The sequence below is a fragment of the Taibaiella koreensis genome (genome assembly GCF_003545715.1).
GTDB classification, from domain to species: Bacteria; Bacteroidota; Bacteroidia; order Chitinophagales; family Chitinophagaceae; genus Taibaiella; species Taibaiella koreensis.
In genome coordinates, this window is the sequence record NZ_QVNU01000001.1 from 424,192 (window position 1) to 446,491 (window position 22,300).

Genomic DNA, 22,300 nt, shown 5'->3' on the forward strand with positions numbered 1-22,300 from the left:
TGGCCTATAGCATAAATTGCGACCCGTTTATTTTAAAATCTGGGAAAAAATCTGTTTATTGCGAAGCCCTAATAAACAGCGATAATTTCCCCGATGCGTTACCTGGCTTTACTTATGGTCCTTTTGTACAGTGCCGGAATGTCGAATGCGCAGGGGATTGTAACGCCAAAAGCACAGCGACTGTATAGCCGTGCACAGGAATGCATTCGCCTGCATCGTAGCACAGAGGCAGAAACACTACTTCAAAAATGTCTTCGTGAAGCTCCGAATTTTACCGATGCGTACACGGCATTAGGCATGCTGTATTGTGACAACGGTCAGTACAGCAAAGCTGCCGATGTATTCCGGCAGGCTTCCGGCGCCTGCCCTTCCTGTACGCAGGCTTTTGTGCTGCCGCTCGCCCGCGCCTTATGCCAGGCACGTCAATACGAACAGGCCTCGTCAGTACTGGATCAATGGAAGAGGTCCGCCGCGCTTTCGCCATCCCTCAAAGGGGAATACGACCGCCTCCGGCAAAATGCCCAGTTTGGAAAGTATGCGGTCAATGCCAGGCCTACAGATACGCCCATCAACATGGGCGCACGCATCAATTCGGTATACGATGAATACTTTCCTTCGGTAAGTATCGACGACAGCACATTGGTATTTACCCGTCGCACCAATGGGGTCGATGAGGACTTTTATATAGCACAGCGCGACTCCTGCGGCGGTTGGTTCATTGCCCGCGATATGGGCAGCCCGCCCAATTCGGGAATGCAGGAAGGAGCGCAAATGCGCTCTGCAGATGGACACTACCTCTTTTTTATGCGATGTGGCAACCGTAGCGAGAACGGATGGGAAGCGGGTGGTTGCGACCTCTATTTTTCTTATACCAAAGACGCGGGCTGGTCGCAGCCTGTGCCCTTCGGCGCTACCATCAATACGCCGGGATACGAAGGGATGCCTGCGCTATCCTGTGACAATAAGGAACTGTATTTCGTAAGCGACCGGGTGGGAGGCTATGGGGGAAAGGATATCTGGGTGTCCCGCTTTGAGAACGGCCTGTGGCAGGTGCCGGAGAACCTGGGGCCTGAGGTTAATACACCCTTCGATGAAACGGCTCCGTTTATCGCTTCCGATAACCAGACCCTTTATTTTGTTTCCGACGGCCATCCCGGCCTGGGGGGCAACGATATTTTCTACAGCCGCAAAAAGAAGGATAAATGGCAGCGGCCCGAAAATATGGGTTATCCCTTCAATACGCCTTTCGATGACGTAAGCCTGTGTCTGAGCGCCGATGGCCGGAAGGCTTACCTGGCTTCTAACAGGGAGGGGGGATTGGGTAACATGGATCTGTACGAGGTCCGCATGCCGGAGACAGCGCAGCCGGAACCTTATACTTATGTTTTTGGTATTGCTTACGACAGCCTCGATAAGCGGAGACTTAATTATGCCCAGATCGAATGGAGCGATGCGGAGACTGGGGAAAAGCTATACCATTACCAGAGCAACAGGGGCGATGCCAGCTATATGGCTTCTGTACTACTCCATCGCAAATATGGCCTGCATGTGTACCGCGTGGGCTATGCCGATTATAACGATACCATTTCTTTCACAACGGCGCATGTACTGGCGCCGGATACGCTCAATTTTCCATTGCTGGACTTCAACTACAGCCCTCCGCTCTACGATACGTTGCTGGCCCGCTTTTATTTCCTGCGCAGCAATGTGCAACTCAGCGATAGCGACCAGGCACAGCTGAAGGCCATGATCGCTCCGTACCTGGAGCAGACGCGCGTCGAATTCTTTGTGAATGGCTATACCGATGACTCCGGTACGCCGGCCATCAATGAGGAACTATCGTCTGCCCGCGCCAGAACGCTGGCCAGTCTGCTGGGAGCAATGGGCATTGGCGACGATAAGATCCACATCCAGGGCTGGGCCGATGCCGATCCTATTGCCCCAAACGACAGCGAGGAACACCGGCAGCAGAACCGGAGAGTCGAAATAGTACTGCGTAAGCCCTGAGTATCAGCCCTTCGTTTGGGTGTAGCCCCATTCTTTCAGCCATGTAATCACTTTGTCTTTGTAGTCGCCTTGTATCAGTATTTCCCCATCCTTGGCGCTGCCGCCCGTGCCACATTTGGTTTTTAGCCTTTTGCCCAGCTCGCTCAGGTCGTCTTCTGTACCGTCAAAGCCATCAATTATGGTTACTGTTTTGCCGCCGCGGTGTTTCTTTTCGATACGCACCCGCAGCTTCTGGGCTTTGGGTTCAGCTGTGTCCTGCTGTTCCGGTGGCTCCTCCTTCATCATGTCAGGATTGGTAGAAAATACCAGTCCGCTGAAGCTGTTGAGCTTTTTCTTTGTCATAGCACTATTGTTTGATCAGCCCAGAAGTGTCTTTTTTACTTTCCAGAGCAAAGAACGGTTCCTGGAAGCACAAAGGTACGTTTTTTGGCTGCCGCCGAAACGGCGGAAAAACGCGGCGATACCTGGATCCATACTGCCTTCGAAGTCGAATGCAGACAAGCCTTTTTGCCTTGCCGTTTTTATGGCATACCATATCAGCAGTCTTACAGCGCCGGGATGCGCCGCTTCAGGATCTACCGCGCTTAGCAGCAGGTACATCTTTTGATGATCCCAAACGGTGAAGATAGTTGCATTGGTGTGGCCCTGCTCGTCCTGCAGGTACCACAGGCCGCCGCTATTCTTTTCCCTGCTGGTATGCACCAGGCGATCGATGAGCGCCGGATCGAAAGGATAGGCTTTATTCTTCCGGGCGAAGGTTTCGCGGTGAAGCGTGAGCAGGCGTTCGGTTGAGCCGGTATGTTCAACAACGGAATGGTGGCTTTCAGCCTGCCGGATCAGGTTGCGGTGATTGCTGTTCATAGCGCGCCAGAGCATGTCTTCCTCCGGCGCCAGACCAATCTCAAAAGTGATCTTTTCCGATACCTCAAAGTCTTTCTGCTGCAATAATGCCGCCTGGTGAAAAGCAACGGTAGTTTCCATATCGAAGCTGTCCCAGCGGGGAAGCTGCTGCCAGAGCGCCTCAAAAACAGCCGCTTCTTCTTTTTCGGAAAGGGATTGCAGGAACAGCGGTCCCAGGTAAGGTGTCAGCAAGGGATTACGGGCTATAGCTAATCCTATTTTCTTTTCCCTCGCAACAGGCCATATGCCTGCCGGGGCGCCATCGGGGCCGGGTGCGAGGGCTATTTGCCAGTCGTTGCTGACGATATCCAGCCACCAGGGCTGGAAAAATACCGGCAGCTGTTGTAGTAGCAGCGGTGATCCGAGATATTGTTCCTTACGCATAACCAAGGCGCAGAAAAAGCGCCTGCCTTGTTTTTCGCAATAATACGAAAATATAGACAGGCGCTCTGTAGTATATCTTGGGTAATGCTTAGAGGAGGAAGGCTTCGATCGCCCGTACAACGCGGTCGGCGTTGGCGCCGTAAAGCATGGTCTGATGATTGCCGTCTACGCCTACGTACCGGCAATGGTGCATCAGCTCCACCGTTTCTTTTGCTTTGAAATCGGGCAGCAGCGGCTCGTCCATGGTATAGTTGTCGAGCGCGTTGATGAGTACCGCAGGTTGCATTACCTGCTCAAAAGTCTGTACCCAGGGCTGTTGTGCCACACCGGTAGCCACTTCTATAATATTGGAAAGATTGGGATAGGGATTGGCAGTACCATCCTCCCTTATGTGGGCGTCGGCTTTGTAATAGCTTTCCATATCCTTGTCCCAGAAAGTGTTTTGGGGTGCCGCCTTCATCTCTTCCAGGAAGCTGGCATAAGAAGGGAAAGTCTTGTCCAGCCTGCTAAGGGTAGGCCCCAGCATAGCGGGAGCGTTGGGGTTCATTTCGGCAGCAGCATCCAGGATCACCAGCCGTTCCACGCGTTCGGGATAATGGGCTGCCATGTATACGCTAAGCAAGGCGCCATAAGAATGACCGCCCAACAATGCTTTTTCAATGCCGAGATGGTCCAGCAGACCCAGTATATCCTGGGCATGGTCTTCCAAGCCATAGCGAAAGGCCGGCTTGCTGCTAAGGCCACGGCCCCGGAGGTCGGGAGAAATAAGACGGAAATGTCTTGTAAGGCCATGATTGACCAATCCGTCGAAGGCATGGGCATTGGCGGTCAGGCCGTGCATCAGCACAAGGGTGGGATTCCCTTTAGGATGGTATTCGACGTAATGTAGCTCGATATTATTGGTGCTGATCGTGTAATCTGTCACTATAAGTTGTTTTGATGAACAATAAGCTTAGTGCGCGGTCCAGCCGGCATCCAGTGGCATAGCAATGCCCGTGATGGTAGCTGCCGCTTCGCTGTCGGCCAGGTAAAGGATCGTTTGGGCAATGGTATCGAGCGAAATGAAGTCCTTGATGGCATGCTCCGCCAGGAATACTTTTTCGATCACCTCTTCGCGCGTCATGTTATGCGCCTTCATCTGGTCGGGGATCTGTTTGTCGACAATAGGCGTGTGCACATAGCCCGGGCAAATGGCGTTGGCGGTAATGCCGTGCTCGCCGCCTTCCAGCGCCAGCACTTTGGTAAAGCCGATAATGCCGTGCTTGGCGGCAACATAGGCGCTTTTGAAAGGCGATGCGATCAAGCCGTGCGCAGACGATATATTGATCACCCGGCCAAACTTATTGGCCTTCATCGAGGGCAGTATGGCTTTGGTTAAATGAAACGCAGCCGTAAGGTTAATGGCGATGATGGCATCCCACTTGTCCTCGGGGAAATCTTCAATGGGCGCCACGAATTGTATGCCGGCATTGTTGATCAGTACTTCAACCGATCCGAATTTATCCAGCGCTTCCTTGGCCAGCGCCCTTATCGCTTCGGGCTGCATCATATTGGCGGGAGAAAAGAGATAGCCTATGCCAAACTCCTGGGCTACGCCGGCTGCGATCTCTGCGCCGTTCTCCTCCAGTCCGTTAAAGACAATGTTGTATCCTTTTGCCGCGAAGGCTTTGGCGGTAGCGAGGCCTATGCCGCTTGTGCTACCGGTGATCAATGCTGTTTTTGCCATAAAATGTTTTTATTGTTTACCCGGTAAATTTCAGGGAATAAAACAGTTTGTACTGTAAAGCAATTGTTATGCAATGTGTTTATCGCAAAAAGGGGCTGCTGAAGTCTTCCAGCCGGGAAAAAGAAAGGTCCCTTTCTGAAAGCACCGGGGCATAGCATTCCCAATCGAAGCCAAAAGAATCGTAGCGGATGCCTGTATCGTGTTCGCGGCTATGCTCCGAAGAGACCAGGTAGCAGGTCATCGCGCCTTCGCTTAGCGACTTGAAGCCATGCGCAAATCCTTTTGGAATATAATAAGCCAGGTGATTGTCGGCCGAAAGCGTTGTCGCATAGTACCTGCCATAAGTATCGCTGTCGCTGCGCAGGTCGACCATTACATCCAGTATAGCGCCCGAAGGGCAGTACACCACCTTGGCATGATCGTGAGGCGGCAACTGGAAATGCATGCCCCGGATCACATCTTTGGCCGAAAGGGAAAAGTAGCTCTCCTGCAGGCGAAAATCAATGCCTTCGTGTGCGAAAATGCTGTGCTGAAAAACCTTTATAAAGCTGCCGCGGTCGTCGTTGAAAGCAGGCAAGGTAACCAGAAAGGCATCATTAAGGGGTAGTGGGCTGAAATGGAACATTGTTTTAATCTGTAATCCGTAGGAGCTCAAAAGTACGATTTATGTTAACACATTTTTGTATTTATATTGGCGGGCAGGCGCTAAACCTTCAACCTCAGTCCTCGTCTTATTAGTGCATCTTGATATGATGGTTGTGCATGCTGCCAATTATCGCTATAAAGATGATCCCTGCGCAGGAAACATCGTTAACTGAATAAAAGCCATTTTATGAGAAAGTATCTTTTGACAGCGGCCCTTATCGCGTTCTTCGGATTATTCATGAATTTCACCGCAGGAGCCCAAGGCTGGCACAGAGGCCATTACAAGCAACGCTACAAAGAGCAACGGAGAGTAGAAAGAGCCTACAGGCATGGTTATTATCAGGGCGCACGGCAGGGTTATGGTTATCAGCGACCTTATGCCCCGGCCCGTTATTACAGCTATCAAAGGCCATACCGCAGGTATTATCGCCGTCCCTATTACCGCCCGGCGTATTATGCACCACCAAGGCCCTATGCAACAGGAGGCATCAGCATCAATATTCCTTTGCCGCCGCACCCGCCTTTGCCACCGCATCCACCTTTGCCTTAAATAGCTATCTGAATACTATTGCTATCTGATGTTCTGGCAAGACGATTGCCAGAACATTTTTGCTTTTAGCTTGTCATCATAACAGATCGGGAAAACCAGTGTTTTTTCCTGTAAAAATCTAAAACACATGAGAAAATTAATTTGGTACGTGGTATTGATCCTGACGCTCGGATTATTTTCGGCACCGGAAAGCTACGCGCAACGACGCCCACATCGTGGCTATTACAAGCATTACAATAAGCGGTATCACCGGGGATACCATCCCCGCCGCCATTATTACCGGTCGCATCCCCGACCTTACGTAAGACCTTTGCCGCCCCGGCCGCCGTTGCCACACCATCGCCCGCCGCACCCGCCATTACCGCCACATCCGCCATTACCGCCGCACCCGCCTTTACCCCGCAGGTAGGCCTGTTAAAAACGTTCCGGTACCGATACCGGAACGTTTTTGTTTATATCTGTATCAGGGCTGCACATTTGCGCATTTTATTAATTTAGACTTAACTTTGCGTCCTCATGTCAGATGCTTTAAAACACGAATGCGGGCTTGCCTACATTCGGCTGCTCAAGCCCATTTCTTACTACCACCGTAAATACGGTACTTCCTTTTACGCATTGAACAAGCTTTACCTCCTGATGGAGAAGCAGCATAACCGGGGCCAGGATGGGGCCGGTATTGCTACGCTGAAGCTTAACGTAGAGCCGGGTTACCAATTCATGCACCGTCTGCGCATCGCAGGACCGGGAGCGATCAAGGAAATTTTTGCATCGGTACAGGACGAAGTAACAGAGCTTGAACGTATGTATCCCAATCTGCGGGACTATCCCGGCTTAATGAAAGGATACCTGCGTTTTATGGGCGAAGTGATGCTGGGGCATCTGCGCTATGGTACACAGGGCAAAAACAGCGTGAAATTTTGCCACCCCTTTGTAAAATCGGACATTAACCCTGCCCGTAACCTGACCATGGCGGGCAATTTCAACCTGGTGAATACCGATGAGCTGTTTGCGATGCTGAAGGAGAACCCGGACGAGACCATGCGGACCAGCGACCTGGGCGCGATGATCGATACCGTGCATCACTTCCTCTGCGAAGAAGAAGCCAAGTCGCCCGAGAATCCCGATGTGGAAGCGATGCTGCGCAACGCGGCCAGTCGCTTCGACGGCGGCTATGTCTGCGGCGGACTTATCGGCAATGGCGACAGCTTCGTATTGCGCGATAAGCATGGCATACGGCCGGCCTATTATTATCACGACGATGAGATCGTAGTCGTTGCGTCGGAGCGTCCTGCTATCCAGACCAGCTTCAATGTGCAGCAGCACGAGATCAAAGAATTGCCGCCGGGTTGTGCCGTGATCGTAAAAGCAGATGGTACCCTGAGCGTGCCGCAAATACTGGAGCCTGCGGAAAAAAAGGCCTGCAGCTTCGAAAGGATCTACTTTAGCCGTGGCAGCGATGCCGATATCTACCAGGAACGCATGGCACTGGGCAATAACCTGGCACCCCAGGTGTTGAAGGCGATAGACAACGATTTAAAGAATACGATCATCTCTTTTATCCCTAATACTGCTGAAACGGCTTTTTACGGCCTCATCAAGGGATTGGAGGATTACCTGAAAGAACTGAAGATCCAGCGGATCATCCGCAACCGGAATACGATGACCGATGCAGAGATCAGCGAGCTGATCCGCCGTAGGGTGCGTATCGAGAAGCTGGCCATTAAAGATGTAAAGTTGCGCACCTTTATTACTTCCGACTCGACACGCGACGAGATGGTGCAACACGTATATGATATTACCTATGGTACGGTAAAGCCTCAGCAGGATACCCTTGTCGTGATCGACGACAGCATTGTAAGAGGTACCACGCTGCGGCAAAGCATTATCAAAATGCTGGACCGGCTCAAGCCCAAAAAAATTATTGTAGTCTCTTCGGCGCCACAGATCCGCTATCCCGATTGCTATGGCATCGATATGAGCCGTATGGCCGATTTTATTGCGTTCCAGGCTGCCGTAGAGCTGCTGAAGGATCGTAATATGAACCATGTGCTTACGGAGGCCTATCTCAAATGTAATACGGCAAGAGAGCACAACCGGCTGCACGAGGAGAACTTTGTCAAAGACATCTATGCGCCGTTCACGCCTGAGGAGATCAGCGAAAAGATAGGTCAGCTGCTGCGTCCCGAAGATGTTGAAGCAGAGGTACAGATCATTTACCAATCCATCGAAGGCTTGCACGAGGCCTGTCCGCACAACAAGGGTGACTGGTATTTTACCGGCAACTATCCCACACCGGGTGGCAACAAAGTGGCCAACCGCGCCTTTATGAACTATATGGAAAACAAGGCAGGACGCGGCTATTAGCAGCAGCTGCGGAAATAATAAAGCAAGGAGCCGTTTCGAGGGGAACGGCTCCTTGCTTTTATGGGAAGGCGGCTGTACCGCTTTATCTCTGCGTATCATTGGACGGCGTCCGGGTCTGAAGCTGCAGCATGCTGCCGGTATCGGCTCTGGCAGGCGTACCGTCGTCGCCCGGAAAAACCGGTACCGGTCCTATCTCATGCGAAACATTACGGATCGAATCGATCTTTGGTTTCAGCTCGATGGGCATACGCCGGTCCAGGTCTTCCTTCGCCTGCCGGCGCAGTTTATCCATTCTGCTGTTCACAATGCTGTCCGCAAGCGCATTGATCCGGGCAGGGCTGAGCTCTTTTTCCTTTTTCCCACAAGCTGGGAGCAACAATAACAAAAGCAGGTGCGTAGCTATATTTTTTGCAGATACCTTCATAGAGAAGCTAAACGGCCAAAGATAAGCAATGCAGGGCGTATTGTCGTATCTTTGCCCAGGTTTTCACATTTGGAAAACAACGGCGGACCGCGGTTTTCCTGAATTTCGGCCTCAAAACCTGTAACCATTGCAGCAGCTCTCAGTTCTGAACAAATATTTTCTGCGGTACAAATGGCATTTGCTGCTGGGTACCGTATTCATTATTATCTCCAATATTTTCGCAGTACTCTCACCCCAGGTCGTACGCAATACACTGGACGAGGTGTATCGCAATGTAAGCCGGTATCATGTGCTGGGCAACAGTCCTGCAGCGCAAGGCCTTCGCGGACATCTGATGCACCTGGTAATGATGGCAGGACTCTTGTTGCTGGCCTATGCTTTATTGCGCGGCATCTTCATGTTCTTTATGCGGCAAACGATCATTGTTATGTCCCGCCATATTGAATATGATCAGAAGAATGAGGTGTTTGGGCATTACCAGAAGCTGAGCACTGCCTTTTATAAGAGCAATGCTACAGGCGACCTGATGAGCCGCATATCGGAAGATGTATCGCGTGTAAGGATGTATACCGGGCCGGCTATGATGTACGTGATCAATCTCGTGATCCTGATCGCACTTTGTTTCTGGAAAATGATCCTTGTAAGCCCCTCGCTGACACTCTATGTAGTGGCGCCCTTACCCTTCCTGGCGCTTTCGATCTTCTATGTGAATAAGATCGTGAACCGTAAGAGCGAGCAGATACAGGCCGAGTTGTCGTCGCTTACCTCGCAGGCCCAGGAATCCTATTCCGGCATCAGAGTAATCAAGTCTTTTGTGCAGGAGCAAAGCGCTATCAATACTTTTGCCCGCATCTCCCAGGCCTACCGGAAAAGCACCATCAACCTGTCGCTTACCGAGTCGATCTATTTTCCGGCGATGAACCTGTTCATAGGGCTTAGCATGTTGCTTACGGTGTTGGTAGGCGGCTGGCAGGCCATAGAAGGAAAGGTGACGCCGGGGAATATTGCCGAATTTGTCTTCTACATCAACCTGCTCATGTTCCCGATTTCGGCCATCGGCTGGACGGCGAACATGATCCAGCGGGCAGCCGTATCGCAAAGGCGGATCAATGAGTTCCTCCTGTCGGAGCCCGATATTTTTGATGCGCCGGAAGCCCTGGCGCAGCCGTTGAAAGGTAAAATATCGTTCAGGGATGTGACCTTTGTTTACCCCCACACCGGTATCAAAGCCCTGGAGCATTTCAACCTGGACATACTTCCGGGGCAAAAGATAGCAGTGATAGGCAAGACGGGCTCGGGCAAGTCGACGCTGGTGCACCTTCTGCTACGCATGTATGATGTAGCGGAAGGCGAAATACGGATCGATGATGTGCCGATTAAGGAATGGCAGCTGGAAAGCCTGCGTGGCCAGGTGAGCTATGTACCGCAGGATGTTTTCCTGTTTTCGGATACTGTAGCGAACAATATAGGGTTGGGCCTGGAAGAGCAGGATATGTCTGCAGTACAAAATGCAGCGGTAATGGCCGCTGTCGACGGCGATATCCGTCAGCTGGCGGAAGGTTATGAGACCATAACGGGAGAAAGAGGTGTGATGCTATCGGGTGGGCAAAAGCAGCGGATCTCGCTGGCCAGGGCCCTGATAAAGGCCCCATCTGTGCTCATCCTGGACGAGAGCCTTTCAGCAGTCGATACGCGCACAGAACAAACGATCCAGCACAACCTGGGGCAATACCTGGAGGGCAAAACGGCGATCGTGATCACCCACCGGATCTTTAAGGGCTGGAATTTTGATAAAATCATTGTGCTGGAGGATGGCCATATTGTTGAAACCGGCAACCACGAGGAATTGATGAAACAGGATGGTCAATATGCTAAACTATACTTATACCAGACACAGGTAGAAGAATAATTAATTTGTTCGCTTTCAATGAAATAGCCTTCGCTTATGCGGAGGCTATTTTTGTTGTTTGCATTAACAGATATTTGTTAACATAATTTTTGGCATTCATGAATATGATTGAAATATGGCATTCAAATAATTGTTTTTCTTGCTCTTAGAAGTAGGTTAATTATTGCCTATTTCTATTTTGTTAATAAATTATTATGGAACTGCGTCATAACGCTTTGATTTATCATGTGATGCGAGTATATTTGGTTAACTAAATATACTCGTGTATGAAAAAACTACTACTCATGCTTGCAATCTTTTTATGGTCAGGATTGCAGCTAGCCATGGCACAAGGGCGGCCTGTCAGAGGACAGGTTTTAGATGACAAAGGGGAAGGTATTCCCGGTGCGAGCGTTCAGGTAAAAGGGACGAGCACCGGTACCATAACCGACGTAGACGGGAACTTTAATTTAGAGGTGCCGGATGAATCCGATATCCTGGTCATTAGCGCCATAGGATTCGGTCAGCAGGAAGTGAAGGCAGGCGATGGCTCCGGCGCGGTGTCGGTGCGCATGTCGACCACATCCAAGGTGATGGGAGAAACCGTAGTAACGGCCCTGGGTATCAAAAAGGAAAAAAAGGCGCTGGGCTATTCGGTCAGCGAGGTCAATAGCGATATGATTGAAAAGTCAGGAGAGCGTAATGCTATCCAGTCGCTTTCGGCCAAGGCGCCGGGTGTGCAGGTTACTTCCAGCGCAGGTACGCCGGGTGCTTCCACCAAAATATTGCTGCGTGGTAACTCTACCTTCACCGGTAACAATGCGCCGCTGGTGGTAATCGACGGTATTCCTGTCGATAACGGCTCTTCCAACGTGTCCAATCAATCCTTTGCCGGTGATAATCCGTTCAACATTAACCTTACCGGGGTAAACGAATCGAACCGTGCGCTGGACCTGAACCCCGACGATATTGAATCGGTATCGGTACTGAAAGGCCCCGCCGCTGCGGCACTGTATGGAGCCAACGGCGGTAACGGCGCCATCGTGATCACGACCAAAAAAGGCCGCTATGGCAAAGGCCAGGCACTGGGCATCACTTTTACTTCTTCTGTCGAAGTGAACAAAGTAAGCAGGCTGCCCAAGACACAGGACCAATATGCACAGGGTAATAACGGGGTTTTCCAGACCGGCAATACGCCCAACAGCTGGGGACCACGTATCGATACCACCAACCTGTCGCGGTACGACAACTTCGGCAACTTCTTCCAGACCGGCATGGGCTTCAACAATACCCTTGCCCTGAACGGCGGTTCAGATAATGCTATTTTCAGGGTAAGTCTGGGTAATTATACCACAAAAGGCATCATCCCCAATTCAAAGCTGAAACGCACCAATCTTACCATGAACGGTGAAGCCAAGCTTGCCAGCTGGCTTACGGTAGGTGGTACGGCCAACTATACACATACGGAGACCCGCATGGTACAGAACGGTAGCAATGTATCGGGTCCCATGCTGTCTTTGTTCCGTATGCCGGTTTCTTATGACGTGACTAAAGATTTTTATGACCCCACCACCCATACAGGCAAAAACTATATCACGGCTTACGACAACCCGCTCTTTTCTGTAAACCGCAATCCTTACGACAGCTATATCGACAGAGTCTTCGGTAATACTTACTTCACCGCCAATATCATGAAGGAGCTGGTGCTCACCTACAAGATCGGTGTGGATGCCTATGGCAAGCAAGATCGCCAGATCTATGATCTGGGCTCTAAAGGCAACGATGCCTCCGACGGAACCGGTCAGGTCAATAAATCCAGCACCAATTTCCTCCAGGTGTATTCCGATCTGATCTTGCGCTACAACAAACGCTTCGGTGATTTTGATTTCGGCGCCATGGCCGGTTATAACTATTGGTACACCGAAACCCGTACCAGCTTCATCAGGGGTACCCAGTTGTCCGTACCTGATTTTTATAACTTGAACAATGCTGCTACCTTGTATGCTAGTAACACTGATGGCTACCAGCGGTCGCAGGCGATCTACGGTGAGTTGAGCCTGGGCTACAGGTCTTTCCTGTACCTCACGCTTACAGGACGTAACGAATGGAATACCAGCTTTGGTAAAGGAGGCAAATCGTTCTTTTATCCTACGGCCAATATGTCCTGGATCTTCTCCGAGCATATACCCTCCAATAACTTCCTTTCCTATGGTAAGCTGCGGGCGGCTATTTCCAAAGCGGGTATTCCGCCGCAGATCTATGCCGATCGTAATTACTACTTACAGCCATTCCTTACCGACGGTTCTACCAACGGTAACGGTTTCCCCTACCTGGGACAGAGTGGCTATATGCCCGGCAACGTAAACCAGCCTGGTGGTCTGGTAGCAGAATCTGTTACCGGTAAGGAGATCGGTACCGAGCTGCGTTTCTGGGATAATCGTATCAGCTTCGAGGCGACTTATTATCACCAGGTGAGTAACAACCTGTTGCTGCAGCGCCCTGTGGCGCCCAGCTCCGGTTATGTAGCCGAATATGTAAATGCCGGTAAACTCCGTAATCAGGGGGTAGAGTTGTCGTTGAATTTTGATGTCTATAAAAATAAAGACTGGAATGTGAGTGTCGGCGGTAACTGGTCCAAGAACGTTTCCAAGGTGCTGGGACTGGCGCAAGGCGTAACAGAATTGTCTATTGAAAGCGGTTTTACTGCTATCGGCTCTTTTGCCATCGTGGGCGAACCGTATGGGGTATTCTACGGCACCACCTGGGAGCGGAATGCATCGGGCCAGCTTTTGGTCGACGAAGATGGCTATCCTATACTGGATGTGGCCAAAAATATAGGCAACCCCAACCCCGACTGGCTTATGGGGCTGAACTGTAATGTATCCTACAAAGGGCTCACCTTCTCCATGCTTTGGGACATCCGTCATGGCGGCTCGATCTGGAACGGCACCTGGGCCAGGTTGAATAACGTAGGCAGGACCGATGAATCGGCCGAACGCGATCACGACTATGTGATTCCGGGTGTATATGCGCCTGGTACTGCGAAAGAAGGACAAACCAATACCACGGCGATGCCCGCACAGGATTATTTCCGCTATTACCTGGGCGATCTGGGCGCCGCGGAAAATGCTGTCCAGGATGGTGGCTGGGTACGCCTCCGCTCTATAGGACTGAGCTATCGCTATACCTTCCGCAACACGGGTTCCGGCAACCCCTTCAAATATGTAGAGGTAGGCTTTACCGGGAGGAACCTCTTCCTGAGCACCAAATATAAAGGCGTGGATCCTGAGACCAGCCTTACCGGTTCCGGTTCTAATATTGGCGGATGGGATTACTTCAATAACCCCGGTTCCAAATCCTATATCTTCAACCTTAAGCTTGGCCTCTAAAATTTAGCAATATGAAACGCAATATAAAATATATCACATTGGTCGCAGCTCTGGCTGCTCTCAGCTTCTCGGGGTGCAAGCGTGGCGATGATTTTTTCGTTAGTCCCAATTCGCCGGTGGAGGTTACCCCCGGGTTGTTGCTGACGGCTATTGAAGTCTCTACCTTTAACTCCTACGAGGGTTTCCTGGTTAAGGATGCTTCCGTCCTGGTACAGCAGAATGCCGGCGTAGATGGTCAGCTGCTGCCGATCAATAATTATATCATGGCCGAAAACGAGTTCGACAACCAATGGGCACAGAACTACCAGGCCATGTTCTCCTGTAAAGACCTGCAAACCCGTTATGGTGCTGTCAATCCATATTATTCCGGTATGGCCGACGTATTGATGGCCATGAACCTGGGGCAGGTAACAGACCTATGGGGCGATGTGCCTTATTCGGAAGCCTTGCAGGGACAGACCAATTATCAGGCCAAATACGATTCGCAGGAAAGCGTGATACAGGCGATCGTAGGCTTGCTGGACGATGCAATTACCAAGCTGAATATGGATGTCGGGGCCAATGAGCTGGTGCCTGGTAGCGATGATGTCGCTTTTAATGGTGATGTAAGCCTTTGGATAAAAACCGCCAATACGCTTAAGGCCCGCTACCTGCTGCGTCTCAGCAACAAGCCCGGCTATGATCCGGCCAAGATCCTGGCTAGCCTGACCGACGGTATCCAGAGCAGGGATGATGATTTTGTCACCCGCCACGGCACCCGTACCAACGAATTCAACCAATGGTACGACTTCCAGAACAACCGCCAGTTCTATGCAATGGCTTCTGAACCTTTCGTGGATTCCATTAAGCTCCGCCCTACAGACATTCGTTTGTACTACTATTTTGATTCTACCGACATTGGCGATGTAGTGGGTACGCCCATTGATAACCCTGTCAGCGAAGGCGTCTCCCAATGGGGCAGCTACCTGGCGGGAGGCCCAACCGTAGGTGTGCATATTATCTCCTTTATGGAAGCCAAGTTTATGGAAGCTGAAGTGAAGTTCCGGCAGGGTAATGCGACAGACGCTGCTACTGCACTGAATGATGCCATCAAGGAATCCTGCAGCCTGGTGACCAATGGTGCTTATGACGGCGCCGATATAGCCACTTATACCTCAGCCAATATCAACGTCAGTCGGATCATTTATGAAAAGTGGATCGCCTTATTCGGATCAGGCGAGCCCTACAGCGACTATCGCAGAACAGGCTTCCCGGCACTGAGGGTCAATCCCAATGGTCGCCTCAATGTAATCCCCAAACGCTATCCCACGCCGCAGAACGAAAGGGTATCGAATCCCAACGCACCTACACCCGATTTGACAACACCGGTATGGTTTGGTTTGTAGTTTGATTTATTTTTTAATTGAATATAGCATTTGTTATATTTGCAGGGTGCCGTAGTTGCGGTACCCTGTTTTATAATTTAATAAGAAAACATTTTTACCGCCATACATTATCTATGAGAAAAATTTCACTCTCTCTGGCATTCCTTTGGATCGCTTCGCCGGTTCTGGCCCAGCGTAACTTTCAGAAGGCTACTATCACAACCAGCAACAGCGAAAAGCAAAGTGGCTGGATCGACTTTAAAGAATGGGACCGGAATCCTGTTCAGTTTACTTTTGCTACCGATCAGAGCGGTAAGGATGCCAAAATCTATACTGTAAAGGAGATCAGTGATTTCGAAATAGAGGGTATGGACCATTTTGAACGTTTCGTGCTGAACAAGAGCATGGATAAAATAGCGCCTATCGAGCAACTGAGCGTAGGCCCGGATAATACTGTGGCTAAGGATACCGTTTTCCTGCGGGTGTTGCGCAAAGGCAGTGTGCTAGACCTGTACAGCTACCAGGATCAGCTTAAAACCAGGTATTACATCAGGGATGTCAATGCGCGGGAGGTGCAGGAGCTGATCTATAAAAAATACTTTTCGCCCAAAGTAGAAGCAGGTGAGAAAGTGATTACCGATGAACGATACCGGAACCAGCTGAGCAATATTGCCGCAACGCATAATGGAAATAACGCCGCCTTCCTGGAGAAGCTACAGCGTGCCAATTACACCAGCCCAGGCATTGCGGCGATCGTAGACCTGCTCAATGGCGCTACAGCCAAGGAAAAGAAGACCGGTCAGAAAAGTAATGTTGCGTTTTATGCCGGCCTTAGCCTTTTCAGCAGTTCTGTAAAATACAATGGTAACCATGAGCTCGCCTCCGGTGCCGAGAGCAAAGTCTCTTATATGCCTAAAGTATCGGCGGGTATCGACCTGTTTACCAATCCCTATGTAAAAAAGGTGATCGTTCGTCTCGATGCTGCCTTCTCCTTATCCAAGGCCGACCTGCATAAGCCCAAGGGCGATGGTGACGGCTATATCGGGCATAAATTTGATCAATACAACATTGCCTTCAGTCCCCAGGTTATTTATAACTTCTACAACACCCATAAGCTGAAGATCAATGCCGGCGTAGGTCTTACGGCTAATTATGCTATCTACAAAAATAACCTTTATGAGCAGAAATACACGATAGCCGGGGTGATCGGCGGCCATTACGACCAGGAAACGGAACCTAAAATGGATGCTTTATGGATGAGCGTGCCGGTACGTGCCGGCGTGATGCTCCATGAGCGGGTCGATATTTACGGGCAGTATAATATACCGGTTTCTGCATTGGCCTCTTTCGTAGATTATTCTATATCGTCCAGAGGCTGGCAGGTAGGCGCCAATATCCTTTTCTGGTAGCTGCGCCGGTAGCGTTACTTAAAGCGCCGTATCCGTTGCGGCGCTTTTTATTTAGCTGCACCCGCTTTTTTATCTGCTTCAAAGCGTTACGGCATATCTTTGCTCATTATTTGCCCCACGATGCCGCATCCTTATAGTCAGTTCAAGGCCTTTGCCGCCGTAGCGAAAGCAGCATTACGCTCTATCGCCAAAAGCCCCTCCTCGGTTGTGTTTACGATCGCTTTCCCCCTGGTGTTTATCCTTGTATTCGGATTCCTGGGCGAGGGTAGCCAATATGCGATCAAAGTCGGTATTGCCCCCGCTTCAGATACCCTTAATCCCGTGTATATGGGGCTGAAGCAGTCCGCCATCGTAAAGCTTACTGCTACACGGGAAGCGCCGGAGCTGCGACAGCAGTTGGAAAAAGGGGACATCAGCGTATTGCTCTCAATTGCAAAAATGCAGCAGGGCGGGGGCTATAAGGTAAGTATGGATATTAATGCCGCCGACCAGGACAAAGCCCGCCAGCTGCAATCGGTGATCGAAAAAATTGTTCTGACCACCGACCCGCAAACCGCGGCACGGCTGGGTAGCCTGTTGCAGGTGGAGCAGACCGTTGTGCGCAGCCGCAAGTTCAAGACCATCGACTTTATTCTTCCCGGGCAGCTGGGCTTTTCCTTACTTGCGGCCAGCGTATTCGGTACCGCATTCGTCTTCTTTAACCTGAGGCAGGCGCTGGTGCTGAAGCGTTTTTTTGCCACGCCCATACGGCGCGAATTCATTATCCTGGGCGAAGGGGTAGCCCGCATGCTCTTCCAATTGGCCGGCGCGCTGTTCATCATCCTGGTAGGTCATTTTTTCTTTGGCTATACCCTGGTACAGGGAGTGCTTACCGTCATCAATATGCTGGTGATCTGTGCTATTGGTCTGCTTGTTTTCATGAGTTTCGGCTTTATCATTAGTGGCCTGGCCCGCAGCGAAGCGACCATTCCGCCGCTGTCCAATATTATTACCTTACCACAATTCCTGCTGGCGGGCACCTTTTTCTCCGTCGAGGCCTTTCCTGCCTGGATGCAGCCGGTATCCAAGGCATTGCCCCTTACTTATCTCAACAATGCCCTGCGCGAAGTAGCCTTTGAAGGCGCTTCTTTATGGGCGGTAAAAACAGATATCGGTATCTTGCTGCTCTGGGGCGTCATCGGCTATTTTATCGCATCGCGGGTGTTTAAATGGGAGTGATGAGGGTTGGTATTAGGTATTATGTATCAGGTATTAGGTACTAGGTATCAAGTATTAAGTATCAGGTATTAGGTATCAGATATTCAAATTCCAAATTCTGATATCCCCAATGCCAATACACAATTCTAGTATCTAGTATCTAATATCTAGCATCTAATCTCTAACGTCTAACTCACAAAAAAGCGCTCTTTCCAAAGGAAAGAGCGCTTTTTTGTGAGTTTCTATAACCGTTATACTACCAGCATGGCATCGCCGTAGCTGAAGAAGTGGTATTTTTCCTTGATCGCTGTCTGGTAAGCTTCCATAGCCAGATCGTAGCCGGCAAAAGCCGCTACCATGATCAGCAGGCTGGTCTTAGGCAGGTGCAGATTGGTGATCAATGAATTGGCAATGGAAAAATTGAACGGCGGATGAATGAACAGGTTAGTCCATCCGGCCTCCGGCTTCAACAGGCCGCGTGCTGTTACGGAGCTTTCCAACGCCCTCAGCGTAGTGGTGCCTACAGAGCAGATCTTTCTTTTTTCCTGTATGCCCTTGTTGACAATGTCACAGGCATATTCGTCAACATTGAAATACTCCGCATCCATTTTGTGCTTGCTCAGGTCTTCTACCTCGATAGGGCGGAAGGTGCCCAGGCCGGTATGCAGGGTCACTTCGGCAAACTTTACGCCTTTGATCTCCATTCTTTTGATCAACTCGCGGCTGAAATGCAGGCCGGCAGTAGGTGCAGCGACAGCGCCTTCATACTTGGCATAAACCGTCTGGTACCGCTCGCGGTCCTCTTCATCTGGCTTCCGCTTGATGTACTTGGGCAGTGGCGTTTCGCCCATGCTGTCCAGAACAGTTTTGAACTCCTGTTCGTTGCCGTCAAAAAGAAAACGGATCGTACGACCGCGGGAGGTAGTGTTGTCGATCACTTCTGCCACAAGCTCGTCGTTGTCGCCGAAGTAAAGCTTGTTGCCCACCCGGATCTTTCTGGCAGGGTCCACGATTACGTCCCACAGGCGGTTCGTCTTGCTCAGCTCACGCAGCAGGAATACCTCGATGCGTGCGCCGGTCTTCTCCTTCCGTCCATAAAGACGCGCAGGAAACACCTTCGTATTGTTGACGATCATCACATCTTTATCGTCAAAATAGTTCATCACATCTTTAAAGATCTTATGCTCTATTTTTCCGGTATCTTTATGTACCACCATCAGGCGGCTTTCGTCACGTTGTTTGGAAGGGTGCTGGGCGATCAGGTTAATCGGAAGGTCAAACTTAAATTGGGATAATTTCATATCTTACAGGATATGGATAGTTTAATTTATGAGAAAAAAAGTGTGCAAAGATACGAAAAAGATATAGAACCGGATTTATTTTTTATTTAAGCCTTGCCAGCCAATGTTGTAAGTACATTCAGTGGTCAATATTGTTGGAGGGACATCAAAAAATATTTAGACTTTTTGCCAAATTCTATTACTTTTGTGGCCTTATTCGCAATGCAGCTTTCAATGGAAAATCAAAACAACCAATTTATTGAGGACGATCTGGACATCAGGACTTCCAAAACCTCAACTTCCCGGTTTTTCTTCGTTTTGGGCTTTTTCGGTACATTCATCTTCGCCTGGGCCGGATGCTATAGCCTGTGGACGCATTCCTTCAAACCTGCCGATGATGTGCCTGTGAACAAAAGCTCACTGTACAATCCTGAATATCAGACTAATCCGTAAAGTATCCTTCCCGGACTACCATGATCGTTGCCTCGCAGGATACTGCCGTTGTCATTCTGAGCTATAACAGCCGCAAATGGCATGAGTTGTTTCTGCCAAAAATCGTAGAGCAGGCCAGGCAAGGCTATGATGTTTTCGTAGTCGATCACGCCTCTCCCGACGATACTTCCGAGTATATACAACATCATTTTCCCTACGTACAGCTGATCCGGCTAAGCGAGAACCATGGCTTTGCCTGGGGCTACGCCGAAGCATTGAAGCAGATACAGGCAAAATACTATATCCTGCTCAGCTCCGATTTCGAGGTTACCGACAATTGGTTTGCGCCTATTCACGCGGCCATGGAAGCCGATGAAAATATGGCGGCCTGCCAGCCAAAGATCCGCTACTACCGCGACCGTGCTTATTTTGAATATGCAGGCGCTGCAGGTGGTTTTATGGATAAATGGGGCTACCTCTTCTGCCGTGGCCGTATCTTTTCTACGCTGGAGCCCGATGAAGGGCAATACGATACGCCTGCCGACCTGTTCTGGGCTTCCGGCGGCTGCTTCGTGGTGCGTTCCGAGATCTATCATCACCTCGGTGGGCTCGATCCCGATCTGTTTGCCCATATGGAAGAAGTGGATTTGTGCTGGCGCATGAAAAATGCCGGCTACAAGATCGGGTATGTACCCGGGAGCACTGTCTTCCATGTTGGTGGCAGCATTATTTCCTATGGCAGTCCTCAGAAGACCTTTTATAACTTCCGGAACAGCCTGGTGCTGTTGCTGAAGAATGAAAAGGGTGGCAAACTCGTCTGGCTCCTGCCACTTCGGTTGTTGCTCGACGGAGTCGCTGGTCTGCAGCTCCTGGCTTCCGGCCAGGTAAAGAACATCCTGGCCATTATGAGAGCGCACTGGAGTTTTTTCTTGTCTTTCGGTAAATGGCATCGTAAACGGCTTACCGTGAAAAGCCTGGTAACGACTCGGGATGAAAAAGGCATTTATCGCAGAAGTATCATCATGCAATATTTTGTCCGCGGGAAAAAGAAATTCTCGCAGCTTGATCCGGCCGATTTTAAATAGGCTTAGGGATAAGTATTTTGAATAGGGGCATAAAGCTCCTTTTTCAGCATTTCCGTACCTTTGCATTCTTTTTTACAAATAGATAGTTATGAGCCGTAACGGAAAAGTTTTGGTTGCGATGAGTGGTGGCATTGATAGCACCGTTACCGCCCTGATGCTGCATCAGCAGGGTTATGAAGTGGTGGGCATCACCATGAAGACCTGGGACTACGCTTCGGCAGGCGGAAGCCGTAAGGAAACCGGCTGCTGTAACCTGGATTCTTTTAACGATGCGCGCCAGGCTGCTGTGCAGCACGGTTTCCCGCATTATGTGCTGGATATACGCGAAGAATTTGGCGGCGCCGTTATCGAAAATTTCATTGACGAGTACATTGCCGGACGCACACCCAATCCCTGTGTGTTGTGCAATACCCATATCAAATGGTCGGCCCTGCTGAAGCGGGCCAATGCCCTCGATTGTGATTTTATTGCCACGGGGCATTATGTAAAAATACGCGAAGAGAACAGCCGTTTCGTGCTGTCAAAGGCCAAAGATCTGACAAAGGACCAAAGCTATGTACTGTGGGGGCTGGGCCAGGATTGTCTGAGCCGGAGCCTTTACCCGCTGGGCGATTATCTCAAGACAGAAGTGCGGCAAATCGCGCTGGACATGGGTTATCCCGAGCTTTCGAAAAAGGCAGAAAGCTACGAGATCTGCTTCGTGCCCGATAATGATTACCGTGGTTTCCTGAAACGGAACGTAGACGGGCTCGAAGAAAGGGTAAACGGCGGCAACTTCGTGCTGGCCGACGGCAGCATTGTAGGACAGCACAAAGGCTATCCTTTCTATACCATCGGTCAACGCAAAGGGCTTGACATTGCTCTGGGACGCCCCGTTTTCGTGACCCGCATCATTCCCGAGACCAATACGGTAGTGCTGGGTGATGCGCATGAGCTCGAACAGAATATCATGACCGTTGGCGGGCTCAATATGGTGAAATATGCGGCCATTCCCGAGGGTATGGAGGCCATTACCAAGATACGCTACAAGGATCCCGGAACCTTGAGCCACCTGCATCTGGCAGGCGATACCGTTGAAGTGAATTTTTATGAAGAAGTAAAAGGGATCGCTCCCGGCCAGTCGGCCGTGTTCTACGAAGGCGACGATGTGATCGCGGGCGGTATTATACGCTCCGGGTGGCGCAGCGACAACCTTTAACGGGGCACGATATATTTCTCACGGACCTAAGACAAAAAATGTTTTTGAATGAAAAAAT

19 protein-coding genes are annotated in these 22,300 nt (G+C 50.4%); 12 read left to right on the forward strand and 7 right to left on the reverse strand.

The window, feature by feature from the left end:
• Nucleotides 1-138: 138 nt before the first annotated feature.
• Complete coding sequence (locus DZK30_RS01815) at nucleotides 139-2,007, forward strand: OmpA family protein (protein ID WP_205529343.1); 1,869 nt, start codon at nucleotides 139-141, stop codon at nucleotides 2,005-2,007.
• 3 nt (nucleotides 2,008-2,010) lie between these two features.
• Here the strand turns inward: DZK30_RS01815 and DZK30_RS01820 are convergent, their stop codons facing one another.
• The 5 genes from DZK30_RS01820 to DZK30_RS01840 form a co-directional block, all read right to left on the reverse strand.
• On the reverse strand, nucleotides 2,011-2,349 hold the full coding sequence (locus DZK30_RS01820) for a translation initiation factor (protein WP_118972373.1): 339 nt from the start codon (nucleotides 2,347-2,349) through the stop codon (nucleotides 2,011-2,013).
• A gap of 15 nt (nucleotides 2,350-2,364) precedes the next feature.
• Entirely contained in the window at nucleotides 2,365-3,291 is a 927-nt protein-coding gene (locus DZK30_RS01825; RefSeq protein ID WP_118972374.1) for a GNAT family N-acetyltransferase, read from the reverse strand.
• A gap of 88 nt (nucleotides 3,292-3,379) precedes the next feature.
• The gene (locus DZK30_RS01830) at nucleotides 3,380-4,216 is read right to left on the reverse strand and encodes an alpha/beta fold hydrolase (protein WP_118972375.1); all 837 of its coding nucleotides are present in this window, start codon (nucleotides 4,214-4,216) and stop codon (nucleotides 3,380-3,382) included.
• Nucleotides 4,217-4,243: 27 nt separating this feature from the next.
• A complete protein-coding gene (locus DZK30_RS01835) occupies nucleotides 4,244-5,017 on the reverse strand; it encodes a 3-hydroxybutyrate dehydrogenase (RefSeq protein WP_118972376.1) in 774 nt (257 codons plus the stop codon).
• Between the two features lie 79 nt (nucleotides 5,018-5,096).
• Nucleotides 5,097-5,642: a dTDP-4-dehydrorhamnose 3,5-epimerase family protein gene (locus tag DZK30_RS01840; protein WP_118972377.1), complete on the reverse strand. Its 546-nt coding sequence runs from the start codon at nucleotides 5,640-5,642 to the stop codon at nucleotides 5,097-5,099.
• A 207-nt stretch (nucleotides 5,643-5,849) separates the two neighbouring features.
• On the opposite strand from DZK30_RS01840, the gene DZK30_RS01845 reads away from it, so the two are divergent.
• The 3 genes from DZK30_RS01845 (at nucleotide 5,850) to DZK30_RS01855 (ending at nucleotide 8,576) form a co-directional block, all read left to right on the forward strand.
• A complete protein-coding gene (locus DZK30_RS01845) occupies nucleotides 5,850-6,212 on the forward strand; it encodes a hypothetical protein (protein ID WP_162902754.1) in 363 nt (120 codons plus the stop codon).
• 127 nt (nucleotides 6,213-6,339) lie between these two features.
• Nucleotides 6,340-6,621 (forward strand): hypothetical protein, encoded by a 282-nt coding sequence (locus DZK30_RS01850; RefSeq protein WP_118972379.1) that lies wholly within the window; start codon nucleotides 6,340-6,342, stop codon nucleotides 6,619-6,621.
• 107 nt (nucleotides 6,622-6,728) lie between these two features.
• Entirely contained in the window at nucleotides 6,729-8,576 is a 1,848-nt protein-coding gene (locus DZK30_RS01855; RefSeq protein WP_118972380.1) for an amidophosphoribosyltransferase, read from the forward strand.
• An 82-nt stretch (nucleotides 8,577-8,658) separates the two neighbouring features.
• On the opposite strand, the gene DZK30_RS01860 is transcribed toward DZK30_RS01855, so the two are convergent.
• A complete protein-coding gene (locus tag DZK30_RS01860) occupies nucleotides 8,659-9,000 on the reverse strand; it encodes a hypothetical protein (RefSeq protein WP_118972381.1) in 342 nt (113 codons plus the stop codon).
• 127 nt (nucleotides 9,001-9,127) lie between these two features.
• Here DZK30_RS01860 and DZK30_RS01865 point away from each other — a divergent pair, with 127 nt between their 5' ends.
• From DZK30_RS01865 to DZK30_RS01885, 5 genes are all read left to right on the forward strand, one after another.
• Nucleotides 9,128-10,909, forward strand: a complete 1,782-nt coding sequence (locus DZK30_RS01865) for an ABC transporter ATP-binding protein (RefSeq protein WP_118972382.1) — start codon at nucleotides 9,128-9,130, stop codon at nucleotides 10,907-10,909.
• A 266-nt stretch (nucleotides 10,910-11,175) separates the two neighbouring features.
• Nucleotides 11,176-14,277 carry a SusC/RagA family TonB-linked outer membrane protein gene (locus DZK30_RS01870; RefSeq protein WP_118972383.1) on the forward strand — a complete coding sequence of 1,034 codons (3,102 nt, stop codon included), beginning with the start codon at nucleotides 11,176-11,178 and terminating at the stop codon, nucleotides 14,275-14,277.
• A gap of 11 nt (nucleotides 14,278-14,288) precedes the next feature.
• Nucleotides 14,289-15,662, forward strand: coding sequence for a SusD/RagB family nutrient-binding outer membrane lipoprotein (locus DZK30_RS01875; protein WP_118972384.1), 1,374 nt, complete (start codon nucleotides 14,289-14,291; stop codon nucleotides 15,660-15,662).
• Between the two features lie 113 nt (nucleotides 15,663-15,775).
• Complete coding sequence (locus DZK30_RS01880; protein WP_118972385.1) at nucleotides 15,776-17,050, forward strand: hypothetical protein; 1,275 nt, start codon at nucleotides 15,776-15,778, stop codon at nucleotides 17,048-17,050.
• Between the two features lie 120 nt (nucleotides 17,051-17,170).
• Complete coding sequence (locus tag DZK30_RS01885) at nucleotides 17,171-18,268, forward strand: ABC transporter permease (protein WP_118972386.1); 1,098 nt, start codon at nucleotides 17,171-17,173, stop codon at nucleotides 18,266-18,268.
• A gap of 230 nt (nucleotides 18,269-18,498) precedes the next feature.
• On the opposite strand, the gene queA is transcribed toward DZK30_RS01885, so the two are convergent.
• On the reverse strand, nucleotides 18,499-19,548 hold the full coding sequence (gene queA / locus DZK30_RS01890) for a tRNA preQ1(34) S-adenosylmethionine ribosyltransferase-isomerase QueA (RefSeq protein ID WP_118972387.1): 1,050 nt from the start codon (nucleotides 19,546-19,548) through the stop codon (nucleotides 18,499-18,501).
• Nucleotides 19,549-19,761: 213 nt separating this feature from the next.
• On the opposite strand from queA, the gene DZK30_RS01895 reads away from it, so the two are divergent.
• The 3 genes from DZK30_RS01895 (at nucleotide 19,762) to mnmA (ending at nucleotide 22,242) form a co-directional block, all read left to right on the forward strand.
• On the forward strand, nucleotides 19,762-19,980 hold the full coding sequence (locus tag DZK30_RS01895; protein WP_162902755.1) for a hypothetical protein: 219 nt from the start codon (nucleotides 19,762-19,764) through the stop codon (nucleotides 19,978-19,980).
• A gap of 20 nt (nucleotides 19,981-20,000) precedes the next feature.
• Nucleotides 20,001-21,044, forward strand: coding sequence for a glycosyltransferase family 2 protein (locus DZK30_RS01900; RefSeq protein ID WP_118972389.1), 1,044 nt, complete (start codon nucleotides 20,001-20,003; stop codon nucleotides 21,042-21,044).
• A gap of 88 nt (nucleotides 21,045-21,132) precedes the next feature.
• Nucleotides 21,133-22,242, forward strand: coding sequence for a tRNA 2-thiouridine(34) synthase MnmA (gene mnmA, locus DZK30_RS01905; protein ID WP_118972390.1), 1,110 nt, complete (start codon nucleotides 21,133-21,135; stop codon nucleotides 22,240-22,242).
• Nucleotides 22,243-22,300: the final 58 nt, after the last annotated feature.